The 18,572-nt window shown below is 58.0% G+C and carries 19 protein-coding genes and 1 pseudogene; 10 read left to right on the top strand and 10 right to left on the bottom strand.

Annotation, left to right across the window (positions count from 1 at the left end; genetic code table 11):
• Positions 1 to 45: 45 nt before the first annotated feature.
• From AACY42_RS05295 to fdhA, 3 genes are all read left to right on the top strand, one after another.
• Positions 46 to 678 carry a sarcosine oxidase subunit gamma gene (locus AACY42_RS05295; protein ID WP_339477302.1) on the top strand — a complete coding sequence of 211 codons (633 nt, stop codon included), beginning with the start codon at positions 46 to 48 and terminating at the stop codon, positions 676 to 678.
• A 127-nt stretch (positions 679 to 805) separates the two neighbouring features.
• Positions 806 to 1,663: a formyltetrahydrofolate deformylase gene (gene purU / locus AACY42_RS05290; protein ID WP_039590651.1), complete on the top strand. Its 858-nt coding sequence runs from the start codon at positions 806 to 808 to the stop codon at positions 1,661 to 1,663.
• Between the two features lie 210 nt (positions 1,664 to 1,873).
• Positions 1,874 to 3,073 (top strand): formaldehyde dehydrogenase, glutathione-independent, encoded by a 1,200-nt coding sequence (fdhA, locus tag AACY42_RS05285; RefSeq protein ID WP_339477298.1) that lies wholly within the window; start codon positions 1,874 to 1,876, stop codon positions 3,071 to 3,073.
• A 106-nt stretch (positions 3,074 to 3,179) separates the two neighbouring features.
• Here fdhA and AACY42_RS05280 read toward each other — a convergent pair whose 3' ends face one another.
• Positions 3,180 to 4,190, bottom strand: coding sequence for an RHS repeat-associated core domain-containing protein (locus AACY42_RS05280; protein WP_339477297.1), 1,011 nt, complete (start codon positions 4,188 to 4,190; stop codon positions 3,180 to 3,182).
• A gap of 121 nt (positions 4,191 to 4,311) precedes the next feature.
• Here AACY42_RS05280 and AACY42_RS05275 point away from each other — a divergent pair.
• Positions 4,312 to 4,442: pseudogene (locus AACY42_RS05275) on the top strand (formaldehyde dehydrogenase, glutathione-independent); the annotation flags it as partial.
• Positions 4,443 to 4,570: 128 nt separating this feature from the next.
• Here the strand turns inward: AACY42_RS05275 and AACY42_RS05270 are convergent.
• The 4 genes from AACY42_RS05270 to AACY42_RS05255 all read right to left on the bottom strand — a co-directional run bounded on the left by AACY42_RS05270 (position 4,571) and on the right by AACY42_RS05255 (position 7,230).
• On the bottom strand, positions 4,571 to 5,590 hold the full coding sequence (locus AACY42_RS05270; RefSeq protein WP_339477296.1) for an RHS repeat-associated core domain-containing protein: 1,020 nt from the start codon (positions 5,588 to 5,590) through the stop codon (positions 4,571 to 4,573).
• A gap of 26 nt (positions 5,591 to 5,616) precedes the next feature.
• Positions 5,617 to 5,829, bottom strand: a complete 213-nt coding sequence (locus AACY42_RS05265) for a cold-shock protein (RefSeq protein ID WP_339477295.1) — start codon at positions 5,827 to 5,829, stop codon at positions 5,617 to 5,619.
• 189 nt (positions 5,830 to 6,018) lie between these two features.
• On the bottom strand, positions 6,019 to 6,291 hold the full coding sequence (locus AACY42_RS05260; RefSeq protein ID WP_053182600.1) for a hypothetical protein: 273 nt from the start codon (positions 6,289 to 6,291) through the stop codon (positions 6,019 to 6,021).
• 516 nt (positions 6,292 to 6,807) lie between these two features.
• Positions 6,808 to 7,230 (bottom strand): DUF3757 domain-containing protein, encoded by a 423-nt coding sequence (locus AACY42_RS05255; RefSeq protein WP_339477292.1) that lies wholly within the window; start codon positions 7,228 to 7,230, stop codon positions 6,808 to 6,810.
• A gap of 301 nt (positions 7,231 to 7,531) precedes the next feature.
• On the opposite strand from AACY42_RS05255, the gene AACY42_RS05250 reads away from it, so the two are divergent.
• Positions 7,532 to 8,110 carry a DUF2780 domain-containing protein gene (locus AACY42_RS05250; RefSeq protein ID WP_339477291.1) on the top strand — a complete coding sequence of 193 codons (579 nt, stop codon included), beginning with the start codon at positions 7,532 to 7,534 and terminating at the stop codon, positions 8,108 to 8,110.
• A 38-nt stretch (positions 8,111 to 8,148) separates the two neighbouring features.
• Here the strand turns inward: AACY42_RS05250 and AACY42_RS05245 are convergent, their stop codons facing one another.
• From AACY42_RS05245 to AACY42_RS05235, 3 genes are all read right to left on the bottom strand, one after another.
• On the bottom strand, positions 8,149 to 8,541 hold the full coding sequence (locus tag AACY42_RS05245; protein ID WP_339477289.1) for a DUF3757 domain-containing protein: 393 nt from the start codon (positions 8,539 to 8,541) through the stop codon (positions 8,149 to 8,151).
• Positions 8,542 to 8,740: 199 nt separating this feature from the next.
• Positions 8,741 to 9,748: an RHS repeat-associated core domain-containing protein gene (locus tag AACY42_RS05240; protein ID WP_339477288.1), complete on the bottom strand. Its 1,008-nt coding sequence runs from the start codon at positions 9,746 to 9,748 to the stop codon at positions 8,741 to 8,743.
• An 80-nt stretch (positions 9,749 to 9,828) separates the two neighbouring features.
• Positions 9,829 to 10,722: an acyltransferase gene (locus tag AACY42_RS05235; protein WP_339477285.1), complete on the bottom strand. Its 894-nt coding sequence runs from the start codon at positions 10,720 to 10,722 to the stop codon at positions 9,829 to 9,831.
• 341 nt (positions 10,723 to 11,063) lie between these two features.
• Between AACY42_RS05235 and rloA2 the strand changes: the two genes are divergently transcribed.
• Positions 11,064 to 11,570: a retropepsin-like aspartic peptidase RloA2 gene (rloA2, locus tag AACY42_RS05230; protein ID WP_339477283.1), complete on the top strand. Its 507-nt coding sequence runs from the start codon at positions 11,064 to 11,066 to the stop codon at positions 11,568 to 11,570.
• 51 nt (positions 11,571 to 11,621) lie between these two features.
• On the opposite strand, the gene AACY42_RS05225 is transcribed toward rloA2, so the two are convergent.
• Positions 11,622 to 12,707 carry an RHS repeat-associated core domain-containing protein gene (locus AACY42_RS05225; RefSeq protein WP_339477281.1) on the bottom strand — a complete coding sequence of 362 codons (1,086 nt, stop codon included), beginning with the start codon at positions 12,705 to 12,707 and terminating at the stop codon, positions 11,622 to 11,624.
• A gap of 179 nt (positions 12,708 to 12,886) precedes the next feature.
• On the opposite strand from AACY42_RS05225, the gene creB reads away from it, so the two are divergent.
• The 4 genes from creB to creD all read left to right on the top strand — a co-directional run bounded on the left by creB (position 12,887) and on the right by creD (position 17,559).
• Entirely contained in the window at positions 12,887 to 13,567 is a 681-nt protein-coding gene (creB, locus tag AACY42_RS05220; protein WP_339477279.1) for a two-component system response regulator CreB, read from the top strand.
• Positions 13,567 to 14,985, top strand: a complete 1,419-nt coding sequence (gene creC / locus AACY42_RS05215) for a two-component system sensor histidine kinase CreC (RefSeq protein ID WP_339477276.1) — start codon at positions 13,567 to 13,569, stop codon at positions 14,983 to 14,985. Before creB ends, creC begins: the two co-directional genes overlap by 1 nt.
• A gap of 171 nt (positions 14,986 to 15,156) precedes the next feature.
• Complete coding sequence (locus AACY42_RS05210; RefSeq protein ID WP_339477274.1) at positions 15,157 to 16,131, top strand: alpha/beta hydrolase; 975 nt, start codon at positions 15,157 to 15,159, stop codon at positions 16,129 to 16,131.
• Positions 16,132 to 16,185: 54 nt separating this feature from the next.
• Positions 16,186 to 17,559, top strand: a complete 1,374-nt coding sequence (gene creD, locus AACY42_RS05205; protein WP_339477273.1) for a cell envelope integrity protein CreD — start codon at positions 16,186 to 16,188, stop codon at positions 17,557 to 17,559.
• Between the two features lie 198 nt (positions 17,560 to 17,757).
• Here creD and AACY42_RS05200 read toward each other — a convergent pair whose 3' ends face one another.
• Positions 17,758 to 18,387 carry a glutathione S-transferase gene (locus AACY42_RS05200; RefSeq protein ID WP_339477271.1) on the bottom strand — a complete coding sequence of 210 codons (630 nt, stop codon included), beginning with the start codon at positions 18,385 to 18,387 and terminating at the stop codon, positions 17,758 to 17,760.
• Positions 18,388 to 18,572 lie beyond the last annotated feature (185 nt).

The following is an 18,572-nucleotide window of genomic DNA, read 5'->3' as shown; positions in this document are numbered from 1 at the left end:
CCACCACAAAGGCCGGAACTACAGAATTCAAGACAGGTGCTCCATATGACCGCAGTCAACGTGTACCCACAACGCCCAACCACCGGGGCCAAGGCCGAGTCGTCGCTGCACCATGCCGACCTCGCAAGCAGGGTGGGCAAGGGCCGCAAGAACGCCGGTGTGACCGTGCGCGAGAAAAAACTCCTGGGCCACCTGACCCTTCGTGGCGACGGTCACGACCCGGCGTTCGCCGCCGGCGTGCACAAGGCCCTGGGCCTGGAATTGCCAGGCGCCCTGGCCGTCGTCATCAAGGGCGAAACCAGCCTGCAATGGCTCGGCCCGGATGAATGGCTGCTGGTGGTGCCCACGGGTGAGGAATTCGCCGCCGAGCAGAAACTGCGTGAAGCCCTGGGCGAGCTGCACATCCAGATCGTCAACGTCAGTGGCGGCCAGCAGATCCTCGAACTGTCCGGCCCGAACGTGCGCGACGTGCTGATGAAATCCACCAGCTACGATGTTCACCCAAGCAACTTCCCGGTGGGCAAGGCCGTGGGCACGGTGTTCGCCAAGTCGCAACTGGTGATCCGCCACACGGGCGAAGACACCTGGGAACTGGTGATCCGCCGCAGCTTCTCGGATTACTGGTGGCTGTGGTTGCAGGATGCCGCGGCGGAGTATGGGTTGAGCGTGCAGGCCTGATGTCGATCGTTCCCACGCTCTGCGTGGGAATGCATCCCGGGACGCTCCGCGTCCCAAAAGGCGGACGCAGAGCGTCCATGGCGGCATTCCCACGCAGAGCATGGGAACGATCAGAGGAGTATCACGAATGAGCCGCGCCCCAGACACATGGATCTTGACTGCCGACTGCCCCAGCGTGCTCGGCACGGTGGACGCGGTGACCCGCTTTCTGTTCGAGCAGGGCTGCTACGTCACCGAGCACCATTCCTTCGACGACCGGCTCTCGGCGCGTTTCTTCATTCGCGTGGAGTTTCGCCAGCCCGACGGTTTCGACGAGCAGAACTTTCGCGCCGGCCTGGCCGAGCGTGCGCAAGCCTTCGGCATGGTCTTCGAACTGACGCCGCCCAACTACCGGCCCAAAGTGGTGATCATGGTCTCCAAGGCCGATCACTGCCTCAACGATTTGCTCTACCGCCAGCGCATCGGCCAATTGTCCATGGACGTGGTGGCCGTGGTCTCCAACCACCCCGACCTCAAGCCGCTGGCCGACTGGCACCAGATTCCCTACTACCATTTCCCCCTGGACCCGAACGACAAGCCGGCCCAGGAGCGGCAGGTGTGGCAGGTGATCGAAGACACCGGTGCTGAGCTGGTGATCCTTGCCCGCTACATGCAAGTGCTGTCGCCGGAGTTGTGCCGCAAGCTCGACGGCAAGGCGATCAACATCCACCACTCGCTGCTGCCGGGCTTCAAGGGCGCCAAGCCGTATCACCAGGCCTACAACAAAGGCGTGAAACTGGTGGGGGCCACGGCGCACTACATCAACAACGACCTGGACGAAGGCCCGATCATCGCCCAGGGCGTGGAAGTGGTGGACCACAGCCACTATCCCGAAGACCTGATCGCCAAGGGCCGGGACATCGAAGGGCTCACGTTGGCGCGGGCGGTGGGGTATCACATTGAGCGGCGGGTGTTTCTCAATGCCAACCGAACCGTTGTTCTTTAGATCGCCATCGCGAGCAGGCTCGCTCCCACAGTGGATCTGGGGCATGACTGGGGTCTATGTACAACTCAAAACCCTGTGGGAGCGAGCCTGCTCGCGATGAGGCCCTTACAGACAACGAAAGAAACAAAAGACACAAGCACTAACCCGAGCAATCAACGCGCTGCCTGCCTGGGCAACGCAGTTCCACAAAAACAACAGCGAGGTGAAAGCATGTCTGGTAATCGTGGTGTCGTGTATCTCGGCAACGGCAAGGTCGAAGTACAGAAAATCGACTATCCAAAAATGCAGGACCCGCGCGGCAGGAAGATTGAGCACGGTGTCATCCTGCGCGTGGTTTCCACTAACATCTGCGGCTCCGACCAACACATGGTCCGCGGCCGTACCACTGCCCAGACCGGCCTGGTCCTGGGTCACGAAATCACCGGTGAAGTGATCGAAAAGGGCAGCGACGTCGAGAACCTGAAAATCGGTGATCTGGTGTCGGTGCCGTTCAACGTGGCTTGCGGGCGCTGCCGTTCCTGCAAAGAGCAACACACCGGTGTCTGCCTGACCGTCAACCCGGCCCGTGCCGGCGGTGCCTACGGTTACGTGGACATGGGCGACTGGACTGGCGGCCAGGCCGAATACGTACTGGTGCCGTACGCCGACTTCAACCTGCTGAAACTGCCGGACCGCGACAAGGCCATGGAGAAAATCCGCGACCTGACCTGCCTGTCCGACATCCTGCCCACCGGCTACCACGGCGCAGTCACCGCCGGTGTTGGCCCTGGCAGCACCGTCTACATCGCCGGTGCCGGCCCGGTTGGCCTGGCAGCCGCCGCTTCCGCCCGTCTGCTGGGCGCGGCCGTGGTGATCATTGGCGACGTCAACGCCATCCGCCTGGCCCACGCCAAGGCTCAGGGCTTTGAAATCGTCGACCTGTCCACCGACACGCCGTTGCACGAACAAATCGCCGCGCTGCTGGGCGAGCCGGAAGTGGACTGCGCCGTCGACTGCGTCGGCTTCGAAGCCCGTGGTCACGGCCATGACGGCGTCAAGCACGAAGCCCCGGCCACCGTGCTCAACTCGTTGATGGGCGTGGTCCGCGTCGCCGGCAAGATCGGCATCCCCGGCCTCTACGTCACCGAAGACCCGGGCGCTGTCGATGCGGCTGCCAAAATGGGCAGCCTGAGCATTCGCTTCGGCCTGGGCTGGGCCAAATCCCACAGCTTCCACACCGGCCAGACCCCAGTGATGAAGTACAACCGCCAACTGATGCAGGCGATCATGTGGGACCGCATCAACATTGCTGAAATCGTGGGTGTGCAGGTGATCAGCCTGGATGATGCGCCGAAGGGGTATGGCGAGTTCGATGCGGGCGTGCCGAAGAAGTTTGTGATTGATCCGCATAAGTTGTTCAGTGCGGCGTAAGCGGTAAAGGGTAAGACGGGGAAAGGGCGACAGTGATGTCGCCCTTTTTTATTAGTCGTTATTTTCATTGCTCGCCGCATGCATGCACCGAAGTTCCGAAGCCTATTCATTGGCGGACCTGATTGACTTGAACAGTCATAGGGTTTCGCCTGAAAGAACCATAGTATTCAAATGAAATATCCTCATAGATATGAGGGCGCAAAGACTTTATCCCCTCGCTCACCCCCTCGCCTCGGTAATAGTCAATGTCGAGTGCTTTTGAAAACATATCGGTTACGTATACTTTTAGTACGACTGTTCGTTCGCTTTTTGAGAGCAATGAACGAGCGTATTCCTCTGCAACTCCGGGATCTGTGGCTATGTAGAATCCTTCACCCAGTACCAAGTCCTCCGGTTTGCTGTTGGCCCCTGCATATCCATCCAGAACTCCGCGGTTGAGCAAATTTTGTGCGCTGCTATCCGTAGTGCCATGGTAACCCACAGCATATTGTTTGGTTGGCGAGGGGGCTTCAGCTTTATGGGGGGATTTTTTTTGGCCCAACAAGTTTCTGAGCCCTTTGAGAGGGTTAAACCCTTTAGGAAAAAAGAAGTGTCCTGTTGGATCCCGCCTATTAAGCGGATCCCCGCCGCAATAGGTATACGCATTCAGCCCACCCTTCCCAAACGGACTCAAACTGTCCGGACTGTTAAACCGCATCAACACCGGATTGAACGCCCGATACCCATTACCTAACAAATAATGCCCCGTCACCGGGTCCGGCCGTTCGCCGTTGAAGCCGAGCAGGCTTAGTAAGCCGTTCTCCGCAGGTCGGTGGCCGTACGGGGTATAGGCGAGGGGATGAGGCTGCATGACATCAAGCGCGTGCAGCACCGAGCGTTGCTGATCGGTAGCGAGCAAGGTGGTTTCGACGGCGGCGTCCTGGCGCTGTTGTTGCGCCAGGAGTTGGTCGTTCTGTTGGAATATCGAGCGCTGTACCGAGCCTTGGATTTCGCTGGTCAGGCGTTCTTTCAGGTAGAAGCGCTGGGTGCGGGCCTGGGTCGATGGTGTGCAGTCGGCCAGGCGATCCAGTGGGTCGTAGTGGTAACGGCAGAGCACGGTTGCATCTGTTGAGGACATGGGCTTTGCTCTATGGAAAATACAGATAGCAACATCATGTTCAGGTAGAAGGTAGGCTGTCTAGCTAGCAGAAGTGTTAGGTTTGGCTGCCCGCAGCAGCCAACCCTCACTCATGAAATGAAACCGCCAACTGGTGCAGGCGATCATGGGGGACCGTATCAACATTGCTGAAATCGTGTACAGGTGAACAGCCTGGATGACGCACCGAAGAAGTTTGTGATTGATCCGCACAAGTTGTTTAGCGCGACGTAAGCGGCAAAGGGCAAGACGGAAAAAAGGACGACAGTGATGTCGCCGTTTTTTAGGGGGGGGGTCTCCAGTGGAAACGTAGCAACTAATAAATTTCGATTCTATTTTGCTTGGTAAGATAAGATTTAAGTTTAATTGCGTATTTGTCGTGAGTGCTGCTCTGCCCACTCGTAAGTTGGAGGGGCACCAGGAGAGGTAAAAAAGAACGATGTTGGTTGGAAGGCCTCGTCAGTCATCTGCTTGATTCCCGCTTCATACCTGTGCAGATTAGCTTTGTGAACTGTTCTAGATTTTAGTGTTTTTTGAATGCTTTCGTGAATGTCTTCTATTTCGGATGTGAGGTTGGTGGAGTTTTTTAGGTGTTGAGCTAAGAGTCTTTCTTGTTTGATTATTTTGTTGCTGTCTTTCCATAGTTTGGATTCGAATCTGGAAATGCGTGGAACTTCATGTTCAGGGCCTATAGATAATATTAGAAATTCCTCTGTAGGGGATTTGAATATATCTATATTTTTTATGTCGGTCGGTGCATGAAATGTTATGCCATGAACGTCTATGATCGTAGCCGGATCCGGTCTTCTTATGATTTTTAGGTGTCTTAGTACAGGCTTTAAAAAGTTAGGTAAATGTCCCGTCGGATCGCTTCGATTCACCGGGTCCCCAACGCAGTATCCATACGCATTCAATCCACCCTTTCCAAATGGACTCAAACTGTCTGGGCTGTTGAACCGCATCAACATCGGATTGAACGCTCGATAACCATTGCCCAATAAATAATGCCCGGTCACTGGATCCGGCCGTTCGCCGTTGAAGCCGAGCAGGCTGAGCAAGCCGCTTTGCGCAGGGCGGTGGCCGTAGGGGGTGTAGGCGAGGGGATGAGGCTGCGTGGCATCGAGCGCGTGCAGCACTGAGCGTTGCTGATCGGTGGCGAGCAAGGTGGTTTCGACGGCGGCGTCCTGGCGCTGTTGTTGCGCCAGGAGTTGGTCGTTCTGTTGGAATATCGAGCGCTGTACCGAGCCTTGGATTTCGCTGGTCAGGCGTTCTTTCAGGTAGAAGCGCTGGGTGCGGGCCTGGGCCGAGGGTGTGCAGTCGGCCAGGCGATCCAGTGGGTCATAGTGGTAACGGCAGAGCAGCGTTTTGCGGTTCGCCGACATCGGTTGACTCCTGCGTGAGCCGAGGGTTACTCCGGCGTCACTCTCGTGGCCTGCATGCCTTTGTCGCCCTTTTCGATTTCAAAAAAGACCGTCTGCTTCTGTTTCAACGTTTTGTAACCCTCGCCGGCGATGGCCGAGTAATGAACGAACAATTCCTCGCCTCCTTTGCCGCAAGTGATGAAGCCATAGCCCTTTGCATCGTTAAACCATTTAACGGTTCCTTTGATTCGGTCGTTCATTTTTATTATTCCTGTCTGCCCGAATGAAGAAAGGCACAGGGACTGTGGATTGCCCAGAGCCTTGTTTTCGTTGTCACGGCTGCAGCTTAGAACCCGTGTGAACAGCTGCCTACTGTCAAGATTGACAGTAGGCAATACCAAGAGGGAATAACGGCTTGCGCGTTGATAGTCGGATGACTGGCGCCGCGGTCAGGCCATGGCGTGTGCCTGCAAGCGGCGGCCGATCACGTCCAGCACGTCGCAACCGTCGCGTAACGGAATCGCCAGGAGCAGGGCGAAGTCGTGGAGGACGACGGCGTCGGAGCTGAGTTCTTCGCGAAAGGCGATGTTTTCCAACAGTTGGGTCACGGCGCGGATGCGGTAGGCGGCGGTTTCGTGGAGGACGTCGAGGGGGGCTTGGGTGTCGATGAGCAGGGCGGCGGGGGAGCAGTCGACGCCGGTGAGGGGCATGTATCGGTTCATGGCTAGAGCCTTTATTGATTAATAAAATTAGGACTTCAGGCCGTGGTGTATCGAGTCGCCAAACCCGAGTCGCCATGTGGACGACGGGACAAACTATAGGCATCGCGGATTGGCTGGGGCAAGGCTCGCTATTGCGGGGGATTTCCCAAGTAGTTGTAAGATTTTTAGTCGACGGTGATCGAGCGCCGGTTGTGGCCAGAAATTGCACGCGTCGGGCTGTGGACACTGTGTAGGAGCTGCCGAGTGAAACGAGGCTGCGATCTTGCCCCAGACACTTGAGTCTCAAGCGAAAGATCAAAAGATCGCAGGCTTCGCCAGCTCCTACGGGGCTGTTGCGGTCTCGACCCGCTCGCTCATTGACGCCCAAGGACGATGAGCATGCCGGTCAGGATGACCGCGACGGTGGCGCCGCCGATTATGGACACACTCTGCTGGAGGACGCCGAACTGTACGGTAAATGGCACAGGGGATGGCAGGGGGGCTGTGCTGGAACAGTGAGACGGTTGCCATGACCGATCAATAAATCAAGTTGAAGTAGTCGGCGTCCATCAATCTGCACATTCGGGTATCCGCGCTTTCGCAGCGATTGCTCATCCACTTCGAAAAGGTCGGTTCCAGGATTTGTTGATAGTCCAACTTCAGATTGATCGCCCCGTACCTGCATGTGATGGTCGCAAGGGCGGGTGTCTGCTCGTTCCCATCGTCCTCATGGATAACGTACTCGGCGCCTTCAAATTGCAACGATGCCGGGTCGACCACGTCCACCAGGCTTTCGCTCTCCCATTCGTAGTCGTCCTGTACCTCGACGAAGAAAATATCTTCCACCGATTCAATGTTTCTATGGATATCAGGGACGGCAGGGCAGGTGATTTCACCGGCATGGGCGTGGCCGATGATCAGCAAAAGCAACACCGCACCTCCAGCCAGTTTTTTCTTCATGTGCCAGGCTCCAGGGCTCAGTTCAACTATTCACGGCTTCGCTCGGGCGGGCTACTGTCAACGTTGGCAGTTATTTATGTCAATTTAGAACTGTATAGGAATGTTTGGTAACTTTTAGACATATTAAAAAGCGCAGTTTTCGTTGAATCAGACACTTCTGACGGCCTTTGGAGAATTTTCTGTAATGGCTATCGGCCATTTATGTAATGCGTTTAGGAACAATCTGCGTCCGCGCCAGTCCAACGCACGCTTTACGCCGCTCTTCATGGGCGGCTTTTTCATGCTCAAGAGGATGTCCCGGATGAAGGTTTCACGCGGTTTTGCACTGTCTTGGCTGTTGATACTGGCCGCCAGCCCGGCCTTCGCGCAGTTCAGCCTCAGTGATGCAGCCAATGTGGTGTCGGCGATGCAGGGCAACCAAGGCGAGCAGGGTGAGGGCGCCGTGGCCGCCGCGCCGAAAGCCGCCGGCCTGCTCAACACCTTGGGATCGGAACTCAAGATCACGCCGGAACAGGCCATCGGCGGTGCCGGTGCGATGCTGGGGCTGGCGAAGAACCGACTCAGTGAGCCGCAGTTTTCCGAGTTGAGCAAAAGTGTCCCGGGCCTGGATCAGATCGCTGGGAACAGTGCCATCGGCGGGCTCAATGGCCTGGGCGGTTTGCTCGGGGGCGGGTCGGACAAGAATGCATTGCTCGACGGCTTGCTGGGCAACGTCAAGGACACCGGCGACCTGAACAATGCCTTCAGCGCGCTGGGCATGGACAGCGGCATGATCGGCCAGTTTGTCCCGATCATCTTGCAGTACCTCGGTCAACAGGGTGTTGCCGGTTCGCTGTTGCAGAACTTGGGCGGTATTTGGGGGAGTGGTGCGGGGGTTTGATGAGGGTGTGGCGACATCGAAAATCCGCCACGCAACCATCAGAATCTCAAGCTGAAATAGTCGGTGTTCACTCGTCTGCAGGTGTTGGTGTCCCGGCTGACGCAACGGTCGGCCGCCGAGGGCAAAGACATCGGCTGATAATCCAGCGTGAGATTGTTCTCGCCGTAATTGCAGGTGATGGTCACCCTCCTCGTTACCTGCTCATCTTCGTCGGGCTCATGGACCGCGAACTCGGCGTCGTTGAAGGGCAGTGCCGCCGGGTTGAGCTCCTGCACGAGGCTCTGGCTTTGCCATTCGGGATCATCCTGCATTTTTATCGTCGCAGTGTTGTCATGGAGTTGTGCCACGGCCGGACAAGTGACTTCTCCGGCGTGGACATGGCCGATCATCAGCAGAATTATTCCGCCGCCGCCCGTCATGAAGTTTCGCATGGGTGTGCTTCCGTATGATGTCCCGGCGACATGGTTACGGCTGGGGCTGGTGAGGGGTACTGTCAGGGTTGACAGTTTTTTAGGTTGATTTGGAATTGATTTTTGTTTAACTGACATCTCTGGCGATAAAAAATCAATGTTCAGAGATTGGCCATTTGCCTTTGTCCAATCCTTTCAAGAGTCAGGGCGACGCAAAGCTCTAGGATCCCCTTGCATTGGAATTACGAGGCAACAACGTTTCAGGAGGGCGAGGGGGGACAGGCGGAGGTGGTCCGTCTGGACGTGTAGCGGATGAAACTTGCCGATTTTGGTAACGAGGCGCAGGCCGATTGAAATAAAGCGGTGGCGCTTCTCGACTCATCCAAAACTGCTCAGCGTCATTAATAAACTCCGGAAGAGAATATTGTGGCGGCGATATTGATATCGCCTCCTCATAACTTGGTAGAGCAGGTTTAGGTTGAGGTCGTTTTAGATATAAGGTCTCAACCGCATTAGCCATAGGGTTTCGATTGGTTGGTCGGATTGCATTTGAAATGCTATCTGTCCTTCGTGATACGGTACTCAAGGTTTCAGATGCCAACGTCTGGACCTTCCTAACTGCGGTTGACATGGGCGTTCGAGATCTGCCAATAAGACTCAGAAATTTCTGAACTGCTTTAGAAACCGTAAAAAAATTATGTCCATTTGGGTCCGTTCGATTGACCGGCTCTCCCTCGCAATATCCATAAGTATTCATCCCCCCCTCCCCAAACGGACTCAAACTATCCGGACTATTAAACCGCATCAACACCGGATTAAATGCCCGATACCCATTCCCCAACAAATAATGCCCCGTCACCGGATCCGGCCGTTCGCCGTTAAATCCCAGCAAACTGAGCAGACCGTTCGCTGCCGGGCGATGGCCGTAAGGGCTATAGGCAAGGGGATGAACCCGGTTCGCATCGAGCACATTCAACACCGACCGCTGCTGATCGGTCGCCAGTAGCGCAGTCTCAACCTTCACATCCTCGCGCCGAAGTTGCGCCAGCAACTGGTCGTCGTGCTGAAAGACGCTACGTTGCACCGCGCCCTGTATCTCCGTCGCCAATCGGCTCTTGCAGTAAAACCGCTGAATTCCAGCCTCAGCGGAAGGCGCACAATCGACCAGGCGATCCAGCGGGTCGTAGCGGTAGCGGCACAATACGGTTTCGCGAGGGGCGGTAGGCATGCTCCTGGCTCCGTTCAAGGTCCAAACATCCGCGCCTCTAGCATCGGAGTTTTTTCAGCCGCTGCCTACTATCAGAACTGTTAGGTTCCACTCCCTTCGTTGCGCAATTGGGCGATGCGCCGGTCCTTTTCAGTCCAGAGCCGGTTGACCCAATCCTGCACCTGTTGGCGAAACACCGGGTCGTTTTCGTAGTCGCCTTGCCACAGTGCCGGGTCCAGTTCGCGGGTCTGGATGTCGATGATGACCCTGGGCACCGCGCCGCTGATCAAGTCCCAGAACCCGGGGATGCGGTCTTGCGGATAGACCACGGTCACGTCCAGCACCGCGTCCAGTTGCTCGCCCATGGCAGCCAGCACGAACGCCACGCCACCGGCCTTGGGCTTGAGCAGGTGGGTGAAGGGCGATTGCTGTTGTTGGCTTTTGGTGGCGGTGAAGCGGGTGCCTTCGAGGTAGTTGACCACGGTGACCGGTTGGCGCTTGAACAGCTCGCAGGCGGCCTTGGTGATTTCCAGGTCCTTGCCGGCCAGTTCCGGGTTCTTCGCCAGGAACGCCTTGGTGTAGCGCTTCATGAACGGGTAGTCCAAGGCCCACCAGGCCAACCCCAGGAACGGCACCCAGATCAGTTCTTTCTTGAGGAAAAATTTGAAGAACGGCGTGCGCCGGTTGAGGGTCTGGACGAGGGCGGGGATGTCCACCCAGGATTGGTGATTGCTGATCACCAGGTAAGACGTATCGCCGCGCAGGTCCGCGCCGCCGCGGATGTCCCAGCGGGTGGGGATGCACAGGGCAAAGATCAGCTTGTCGATTTCGGCCCAGGTCTCGGCGATCCACATCACCGCCCACGAGGCATAGTCGCGAAAGCGCCCGGGCAGGACCAGTTTGAGCAGGGCGAACACCATCAGCGGCCCGAACAGCACCAGGGTGTTGAGCAACAGCAACAGGGTGACGAAGCAGCCGGTGAGCAGGCGGCGCATAGATGACTCTTGCAAACAGGTGGGCGGGCCATGATAAGCAAGCTTCGGGCGGCAGGCCAAATCGGTGTGGACGAAAGTTTCACCTGGGCTAGGGTAGGTTGGGACTGCTTTTGTGGCCAGAGATTGCTCCCGCTGGGCTGTTGTAGGAGCTGCCGAAGGCTGCGATCTTTTGATCTTTCGCTTTGGACTCAAGTGCCTTTGGAAAGATCGCAGCCTCGTTTCACTCGACAGCTCACAGGGCCGAGCGGGAGCAAGCGCCCTCGCCACAGGTGTGCGATCAACCGAACGAATTCATCAGCCACGGTCTAAAAAACCACGCCCACAATGGAAGCCCTAACTACATGAAATCAGTCCTCGCCCTGCTTTCCCTGATGGCCCTTCCAGTGCTGGCCGCCGAGCCGACCCTGTACGGGCGCTATGAATACATCGCGTTGCCGGATATCGGCGGTGAAGTGCTCAAGGCCAAGATGGACACCGGCGCCCTGACCGCGTCGCTGTCAGCCAAGGACATCGAGACCTTCACCCGTGACGGCGACGATTGGGTGCGGTTCCGCCTGGCGACCAAGGATGCGAGCAACAAGGTCTACGAACACAAGATCGCGCGCATCAGCAAGATCAAGACCCGTTCCGAAGAGGATGAGGACGACGACGAAAAGATCGCGCCCACCAAGCGCCCGGTGGTCGATCTGGAGTTGTGCCTGGGCAACGTCAAGCGCACGGTCGAGGTCAACCTGACCGACCGCAGCAGTTTCAATTATCCGCTGTTGATCGGGGCCAAGGCGTTGCGTGAGTTTGGCGCGGCGGTGAACCCGGCGCGGCGGTTTACGGCGGATAAGCCGGATTGTTGATGCAGTAGACGAATTCGTATTGTTCTCAAAATTATTTGCATGAGCCGCTCGTTATTCGCGTATGAGTTTGGCAGGTGTATGCATGCTTATATAACGGGCGCGAGCGTATTTAGCTTGGGTAATTTGACTACTAGATGTTCGTTTTAAAGGATCCAGTCCCAGTTCGCTATACCTAACATTTACCTCGGATAGTTTTTTAGGACTACTCAGATTTCGCGCAACATCGACCCTGGTATCGTAAGCTATGGTATTAAGCATTCTGGTTCCGTCAGGTTGGAGCAAAAAAGATGGTTTTGTTATTTTTGGATGTTTTTCAAAATTTTGTAACATTCTAAAAAATTCATACCGCAGCACGCTTTGGTAGGCATCGGTTAATGGTGGGTTGACGGAAAAATCACTGTGCTGCCCTAATGCTTTTTCGCGTTTTTCCGCGACTGTTACTAGGTTTTTGATTTTTTTCTGGTTCCTCATTACATGAGCAGATCTAGCAGACGTTCTCTTTAAACTGTTTTTAGCTACCCGGCCACTCTGGCCAGCGATAGATTTTGATGCACTTGCCGGTCTAATAATCTGTTTTAGGACACCACTAACAGGTGGAATTGGAGTATGCCCCGTAGGGTCCGTCCAATTAATCGGATCTCCCACGCCATACCCATATGCGTTCAATCCCCCCTCCCCAAAGGGACTCAAACTATCCGGACTATTAAACCGCATCAACACCGGATTGAACGCCCGATACCCATTCCCCAGCAAATAATGCCCCGTCACCAGATCCGGCCGTTCGCCGTTAAACCCAAGCAAACTGAGCAAGCCGTTTTCCGCCGGGCAATGGCCGTAGGGGGTGTAGGCAAGGGGGTTAGGCCCGGTGGCATCGAGCACATTCAACACCGACCGCTGCTGATCGGTCGCCACCAGGGCGGTATCGACCTTTACATCCTCGCGCCGAAGTTGCGCCAGCAACTGGTCCTCATGCTGGAAAACGCTACGCTGCACCGCGCCCTGTATCTCCGTCGCCAAGCGGCTTTTGCAATAAAAGCGTTGGATGTTGGCGACCTCGGAGGGCGCACAATCGGCCAGGCGATCCAGCGGGTCGTAGCGGTAGCGGCACAATACGGTTTCGCGAAGGGAGGCAGCCATCGATTCATCTCCATCTGGAGTCCAAAAAACCGGTTTTCAGCATCTGCCATTTTCCAGTGCGTGCCTACTATCAGAACTGTTAGTCCTGACCGCCAACCACCGGTCAACTCGACTGCCGATTGACTCCCCCCAAACCTTGCGGCACCGTTCCGGCAACTTTACTGCCGGGCCCGCAAGCCATGCCTCATATCCTGATTGTCGAAGACGAAGCCGCCATCGCCGATACACTGGTGTTTGCCCTGCAAGGGGAGGGGTTTGACACCACCTGGTTGAGCCTTGGCGCAGCCGCTCTCGAACACCAGAAAAACACCCCGGCGGACCTGATCATTCTCGATGTGGGCCTGCCGGATATCAGTGGATTCGAGACTTGTAAAAAAATCAGACGTTTCAGCGACGTTCCGGTCATCTTTCTTACAGCTCGGGATGGCGAGATCGATCGGATCGTGGGTCTGGAGATCGGTGCCGACGATTACGTGGTCAAGCCCTTCAGCCCCCGCGAGGTGGCGGCCAGGGTCCGGGCGATTCTCAAGCGCGTGGCTCCGCGGCCGGCGGCGGAGGTGGGCATGGCGTTGTTTCAGGTCGATTCCGACCGCGTGCAGATCAACTATCGCGGCACCCCGCTGAACCTCACCCGCCACGAATTCCGCCTGCTCAATTGTCTGCTGGAGCAACCTGAGCGGGTCTTCAGCCGTGAGCAATTGCTCGATGCCCTGGGCGTGGCCAGCGATGCCGGCTACGAGCGCAGCATCGACAGCCACATCAAGAGCGTGCGCGCCAAGTTGCGCCTGATCCGGGCTGAGGCCGAACCGATCCAGACACATCGGGGCCTGGGCTACAGCTACAGCCCGGGGCACAGCTGATGTCGTTGGGGATCCGGATTTTCCTGGTGTATGTGCTGTTTATCGCCTTGACCGGTTATTTCGTGCTCAACACGGTCATGGAGGAAATCCGCCCCGGCGTGCGCCAGTCCACCGAAGAAACCCTGGTGGACACCGCCAACCTGATGGCCGAGATCCTGCGGGACGATTTCAAGGCCGGCACCCTCAACCAGAATCGCTGGCCGCAGTTGCTCAAGGCTTACGGCGAGCGCCAGCCGGCGGCGACGATCTGGGGTTTGCCGAAAAACCAGGTCAGCCATCGCATCTATGTCACCGATGCCAACGGCATCGTGGTGCTCGATTCCAGTGGCGTGGCGGTCGGGCAGGATTATTCGCGTTGGAACGACGTTTACCTGACCTTGCGCGGCCACTACGGCGCCCGTTCGAGCCGCAGCGATCCGGACGATCCGGCGTCGTCGGTGATGCACGTCGGCGCGCCGATCCGCGACAACGGCCGCATCATTGGTGTCGTCACGGTCGCCAAGCCCAACAGTTCATTGCAGCCTTATGTTGATCGTACCGAGCGACGGCTGCTGGCCTATGGCGTCGGTTTGGTGGCCCTTGGCTTGTTGCTGGGCGGCTTGCTGTCGTGGTGGCTCAGCGCGGCATTGCGGCGTTTGACCACTTATGCCCAGGCGGTCAGCCAGGGGCGGCGGGTGGAAGTGCCGCATTATCGTGGGGGCGAGTTCGAGCAACTGGCGGGCGCTGTGGAGCACATGCGCACGCAACTGGAAGGCAAGGCTTACGTCGAGCGTTATGTGCATACGCTGACCCACGAGCTCAAGAGCCCGCTGGCGGCGATTCGCGGGGCCGCCGAGCTGCTGCAAAGCGACATGCCCGCCGCCCAGCACCAACGCTTCGTCAATAACATCGACAACGAAAGTGTGCGCATGCAGCAGTTGATCGAACGGTTGCTCAACCTGGCCCAGATCGAGCAGCGCCAGGGGTTGGAAGAAGAAGTCGCGGTGCCGCTGGCGGCGTTGATGGACGAGCTGCTGGAAGCGCGTGGCGGCTGGATTGAAAGTCGCCAGTTGATGGTTGAGCAGCACATCGCTGCCGACCTGACGCTGACCGGTGAGCCGTTTCTGTTGCGCCAGGCCTTGGGCAATCTGTTGGAAAACGCCCTGGACTTCACCCCCGTCAACGGTCGGCTACGTATCAGCGCCGAGCGCAACGGGAACCGCGTCGAGATTCGTTTGTTCAATCAGGCCGCGCCAATTCCCGACTACGCGCTGCCACGCCTGAGCGAGCGCTTCTACTCCCTGCCGCGCCCGGACAGCGGCCGCAAGAGCACTGGCCTGGGGCTCAACTTCGTGGAGGAGGTGGTGCAGTTGCATGGGGGGCAATTCAGTATTGGCAATGTCGCGGGTGGGGTTGAGGTGGTGTTGAGCTTGCCTTGAGGGAATTTGGTTAATCTTGTTATTGATTAATTTACATAACCATTTTTTAGGTTTAATTTCCCCTCAGCACCGGCGAACAATTTTGTAGACCTGTCAGCAAGCCATGCCTTACGGCGAGATGACTTTCGGTCGGCTGGTCCTATTCGTGGATACACAACCGGGAGCATGAGCATGGTGAGCCTCTGGCAAAAACTGCAGGCCAAGTTGTTGCGCGCCTTCGCCAAGAGAATGAAAGCGAAGTTTACCTACGACGCTGCGCTGTTTGCGTTGCGCGCCGTTGTCGTGCAGACCATTCCGACCCCTTGGGGGGATGCGCGGGCGCTGTTCTACTGGCCCCATTCGCAGCCCTCGGTGAAGCTGGCGGTGTACCTGAATTTTCATGGCGGTGGCTTTGTTGCGGGGACCCCCGAACACGATGACAGCTATTGCCGTCGACTGGCCCATAACCTGAACTGCCTGGTGGTCAATCTGGACTACGTGCTGGCGCCAGAGCACGCCTTCCCCGCAGCCCCGCGACAGTGCTTCGCGGTGCTCGAATGGCTGGCCAGCGAAGCCGAAACGCTGGGCATCGATCCTCAGCGTTTCGCCGTCGGCGGCCATAGCGCCGGCGGCAATCTGGCTGCCGTTGTAGCGGGTCTGGCGCGAGGGCATCAAGGGTTGAAGGTGGTGCATCAGTTGATCGACTATGCGGCGCTGGATCTGCACCAGGACCCTGCCTTGAAGACGTCCACCAGTGCCCGGCCACTGCTCAATGCCGGCCTGATGCGCTTCTTCAACAACTGCTACCTGAGCGATCCGGCACAGGCTCGCGATCCGTTGGCCTCTCCCCTGTTGGCGCCGGTCGACGCGCTGGTGGGGATGCCGGCTGCCACGGTGATCACGGCGCAATACGATATCTTGCGTGCCGAAGGCGAGGCCTATGCCGAGAAGTTGCGCCAGGCCGGCGTGCCGGTGCGCCAGCGAATGTTTGAAGGCTGCGACCATATGTTCACCCACTTGGGACCGGACGAGTCGGCCGAGGAGGCCTGGCAGCTGATGGAGGATTCCCTGCGCGAAGCTTTCCAGACCGTGGACGTGGCGAATGCCGGGGTTCGTGCTCGACACGACGATGGCAGTCTCCACACAATCTCCACAATCGCTCCATAAGCCCAGCACACAACCACCCCAGACTCTCCCTCATTCGAACAGGGAGAGCCCCACATGAACCGCAGCCTCGCCATAAAACTGGGCATGATCGCCCTTTTGATTCTCTTGCTGATGATCCCGCTGTTGATGATCAACGGCCTCATCGACGAGCGCCAGGAGCTGCGCGACGGCGTGCTGCAGGACATCGCCCGCAGTTCCAGCTACAGCCAGCAACTGATCGGGCCGATGATCGTGGTGCCGTTTCGCAAGAGCGTGAAGGTCTGGAATACCAACGAGAAGACCGGCGTGCGTTTCCTGGAAACCGTCGAGCGAACCGGCGAGTTGTATTTTTTGCCGGAGCAGTTTGAGCTCGACGGTCAGGTCCGCACCGAAACCCGTGCCCGGGGTATCTACGAAGCGCGGATGTTCCACGCCGATAACCGGATCGATGGCCGCTTCAAGGTGCCTGAGCGCTACGGTGTTGCTGCCAAGGATTTTGCCGATTACCGTTTTGATGAGCCGTACCTGAGCGTTGGCATCAGCGATATTCGTGGCATCGAGAATGCGCTGACCCTGACGCTCAACCAGCAGACCGTCGACTTCCTGCCTGGCTCGCGGCTCGGCTGGCTGGGGCAGGGTGTGCATGTGCCGCTGCCGATGATCACCGCCCAGGGCGGCCCTGAGTTGACCTTCGGTTTCGACCTGCGCCTGCAAGGCACTGGCAATTTCCAGATTCTGCCAGTGGGCAAATCCACCAAGGTGCACCTGTCGGCCGACTGGCCACATCCGAGTTTCATCGGCAACTACCTGCCCACCCAGCGTGAGATCAATGAGCAGGGTTTCAGTGCCGACTGGCAGACGTCGTTTTTCTCCACCAACCTCCTGGAAACACTGCAGGCCTGCGAACCGCGCGATGGTTGTGACGCGTTCCGCAGCCGGGCCTTCGGGGTGAGCTTCATCGATCCGGTGGACCAGTACCTCAAGAGCGACCGGGCGATCAAATATGCGCTGCTGTTTGTCGCCCTGACCTTCGCCGGCTTCTTCCTCTTCGAGGTGCTCAAGAGCCTGGCGGTGCACCCGGTCCAGTACGCCTTGGTGGGCGTGGCGCTGGCATTCTTTTACCTGCTGCTATTGTCGCTGTCGGAGCACATCGGCTTCACCCTGGCGTACCTGGTGTCGGCCAGTGCCTGTGTCGTGCTGATCGGGTTTTATGTTTGCCATGTGCTGCGCAGCGTGAGTCACGGTCTGGGGTTTTCGGCGGGGCTGGCGGGCTTGTACGGTTTGCTCTACGGCCTGTTGAGCGCCGAGGACTACGCGCTGTTGATGGGCTCGCTGTTGCTGTTCGGCCTGCTAGGCGTGTTCATGGTCCTGACCCGCAAGTTGGACTGGTACGGGGTCGGGTCGAAGCCAGCCGCGGCGATGAACTTCGAGTTGGGAGAGGTGAAATGAGCCGGTCGTTGGGGTTGCGTGAGGACCGGCAATGGCGAGAAGTGTTAGTGATGCAGGTTGCTGGGTTGTTTCCTTTGGATCCGGTGTGCCCCTATCGCGAGCAAGCTCGCTCCCACAGGGGATCCCGGTGGTCCAAACAAAACAACCCAATGTGGGAGCGAGCTTGCTCGCGATGAGGCCGGAACGTTCAATGCAGAGCTAAACCCTGGGCACCGTCTCGACCATCGAAGGCCGCACGCTCACCTCGGCAAACCACTGCGCCAATTGCGGGTTGGCCTCGCGCCATTCCAGATCGGGATGGCGCAAATCCAAGTAGCCCAGGGCGCAGGCCACGCTGATGGAGGCCACGTCGAAATGGCAGGCCAGTTCGGCAATCGCTTCGGCTTCGAGCTGGCCCAGGGCACGGCGAATCTTGTCCCGCTGCGCATCGAGCCATTCGTCCCAGTGCTTTTCCACAGGGCGCAGCGCGGTTTCGTAGCGGATCATCACGGCCGCATCCATGATCCCATCGGCCAGGGAGGCCAGGGTCAGGCGCCGCCAGCGGGCCGCGCCGTCCCGGGGGATCAGCGGGTTGCCGACGTGCTGGTGATCGAGGTAGTCGAGGATGACGCGGCTGTCGTGGATCACCGTCCCGTTGGCCAGGCGCAGGGCCGGGATCTTGCTCAACGGGTTGTCATCGATGAGCGCCCGGTCCGGCTTGACCGGCGAGAGCTGGCTGAGCTGCAACGCCACGCGGTCTTGCTGGCCGGTTTCGTGCAGCAGCACCAGGACCTTGCGCACGAAAGGGGAAGCGGGGTTGTGGAACAGCGTCATGCTGGGGGTGGACATGCGGATATCCTCGATAAACGGCCAGGGGCTTAGCCTAGCCAGTTACGGGGTGGCTGGCGAGCGGTCGGGTGACCAGTTGGATTCCAATGTGGGAGCGAGCCTGCTCGCGAAAGCGGGGTGTCAGTCAACTTCAATGCAACTGACTCACCGCAATCGCGAGCAGGCTCGCTCCCACATTGGGTTTG

It is taken from the genome of Pseudomonas sp. RL_5y_Pfl2_73 (genome assembly GCF_963970515.1).
In the GTDB taxonomy this organism is placed as follows: domain Bacteria; phylum Pseudomonadota; class Gammaproteobacteria; order Pseudomonadales; family Pseudomonadaceae; genus Aquipseudomonas.
This window is presented reverse-complemented; position numbering and strand designations above follow the sequence as displayed.

What these genes read in the sequence shown, in the direction of transcription:
- AACY42_RS05200 (WP_339477271.1), bottom strand. Translation starts at nt 18,387, where the DNA reads ATGTCCACCCCCAGCATGACGCTGTTCCACAACCCCGCTTCCCCTTTC.
- AACY42_RS05210 (WP_339477274.1), top strand. Translation starts at nt 15,157, where the DNA reads ATGGTGAGCCTCTGGCAAAAACTGCAGGCCAAGTTGTTGCGCGCCTTC.
- AACY42_RS05265 (WP_339477295.1), bottom strand. Translation starts at nt 5,829, where the DNA reads ATGAACGACCGAATCAAAGGAACCGTTAAATGGTTTAACGATGCAAAG.
- AACY42_RS05225 (WP_339477281.1), bottom strand. Translation starts at nt 12,707, where the DNA reads ATGGCTGCCTCCCTTCGCGAAACCGTATTGTGCCGCTACCGCTACGAC.
- AACY42_RS05240 (WP_339477288.1), bottom strand. Translation starts at nt 9,748, where the DNA reads ATGCCTACCGCCCCTCGCGAAACCGTATTGTGCCGCTACCGCTACGAC.
- purU (WP_039590651.1), top strand. Translation starts at nt 806, where the DNA reads ATGAGCCGCGCCCCAGACACATGGATCTTGACTGCCGACTGCCCCAGC.
- AACY42_RS05280 (WP_339477297.1), bottom strand. Translation starts at nt 4,190, where the DNA reads ATGTCCTCAACAGATGCAACCGTGCTCTGCCGTTACCACTACGACCCA.
- AACY42_RS05260 (WP_053182600.1), bottom strand. Translation starts at nt 6,291, where the DNA reads ATGAACCGATACATGCCCCTCACCGGCGTCGACTGCTCCCCCGCCGCC.
- fdhA (WP_339477298.1), top strand. Translation starts at nt 1,874, where the DNA reads ATGTCTGGTAATCGTGGTGTCGTGTATCTCGGCAACGGCAAGGTCGAA.
- AACY42_RS05245 (WP_339477289.1), bottom strand. Translation starts at nt 8,541, where the DNA reads ATGCGAAACTTCATGACGGGCGGCGGCGGAATAATTCTGCTGATGATC.
- creC (WP_339477276.1), top strand. Translation starts at nt 13,567, where the DNA reads ATGTCGTTGGGGATCCGGATTTTCCTGGTGTATGTGCTGTTTATCGCC.
- creD (WP_339477273.1), top strand. Translation starts at nt 16,186, where the DNA reads ATGAACCGCAGCCTCGCCATAAAACTGGGCATGATCGCCCTTTTGATT.
- AACY42_RS05255 (WP_339477292.1), bottom strand. Translation starts at nt 7,230, where the DNA reads ATGAAGAAAAAACTGGCTGGAGGTGCGGTGTTGCTTTTGCTGATCATC.
- rloA2 (WP_339477283.1), top strand. Translation starts at nt 11,064, where the DNA reads ATGAAATCAGTCCTCGCCCTGCTTTCCCTGATGGCCCTTCCAGTGCTG.
- AACY42_RS05250 (WP_339477291.1), top strand. Translation starts at nt 7,532, where the DNA reads ATGAAGGTTTCACGCGGTTTTGCACTGTCTTGGCTGTTGATACTGGCC.
- creB (WP_339477279.1), top strand. Translation starts at nt 12,887, where the DNA reads ATGCCTCATATCCTGATTGTCGAAGACGAAGCCGCCATCGCCGATACA.
- AACY42_RS05270 (WP_339477296.1), bottom strand. Translation starts at nt 5,590, where the DNA reads ATGTCGGCGAACCGCAAAACGCTGCTCTGCCGTTACCACTATGACCCA.
- AACY42_RS05295 (WP_339477302.1), top strand. Translation starts at nt 46, where the DNA reads ATGACCGCAGTCAACGTGTACCCACAACGCCCAACCACCGGGGCCAAG.
- AACY42_RS05235 (WP_339477285.1), bottom strand. Translation starts at nt 10,722, where the DNA reads ATGCGCCGCCTGCTCACCGGCTGCTTCGTCACCCTGTTGCTGTTGCTC.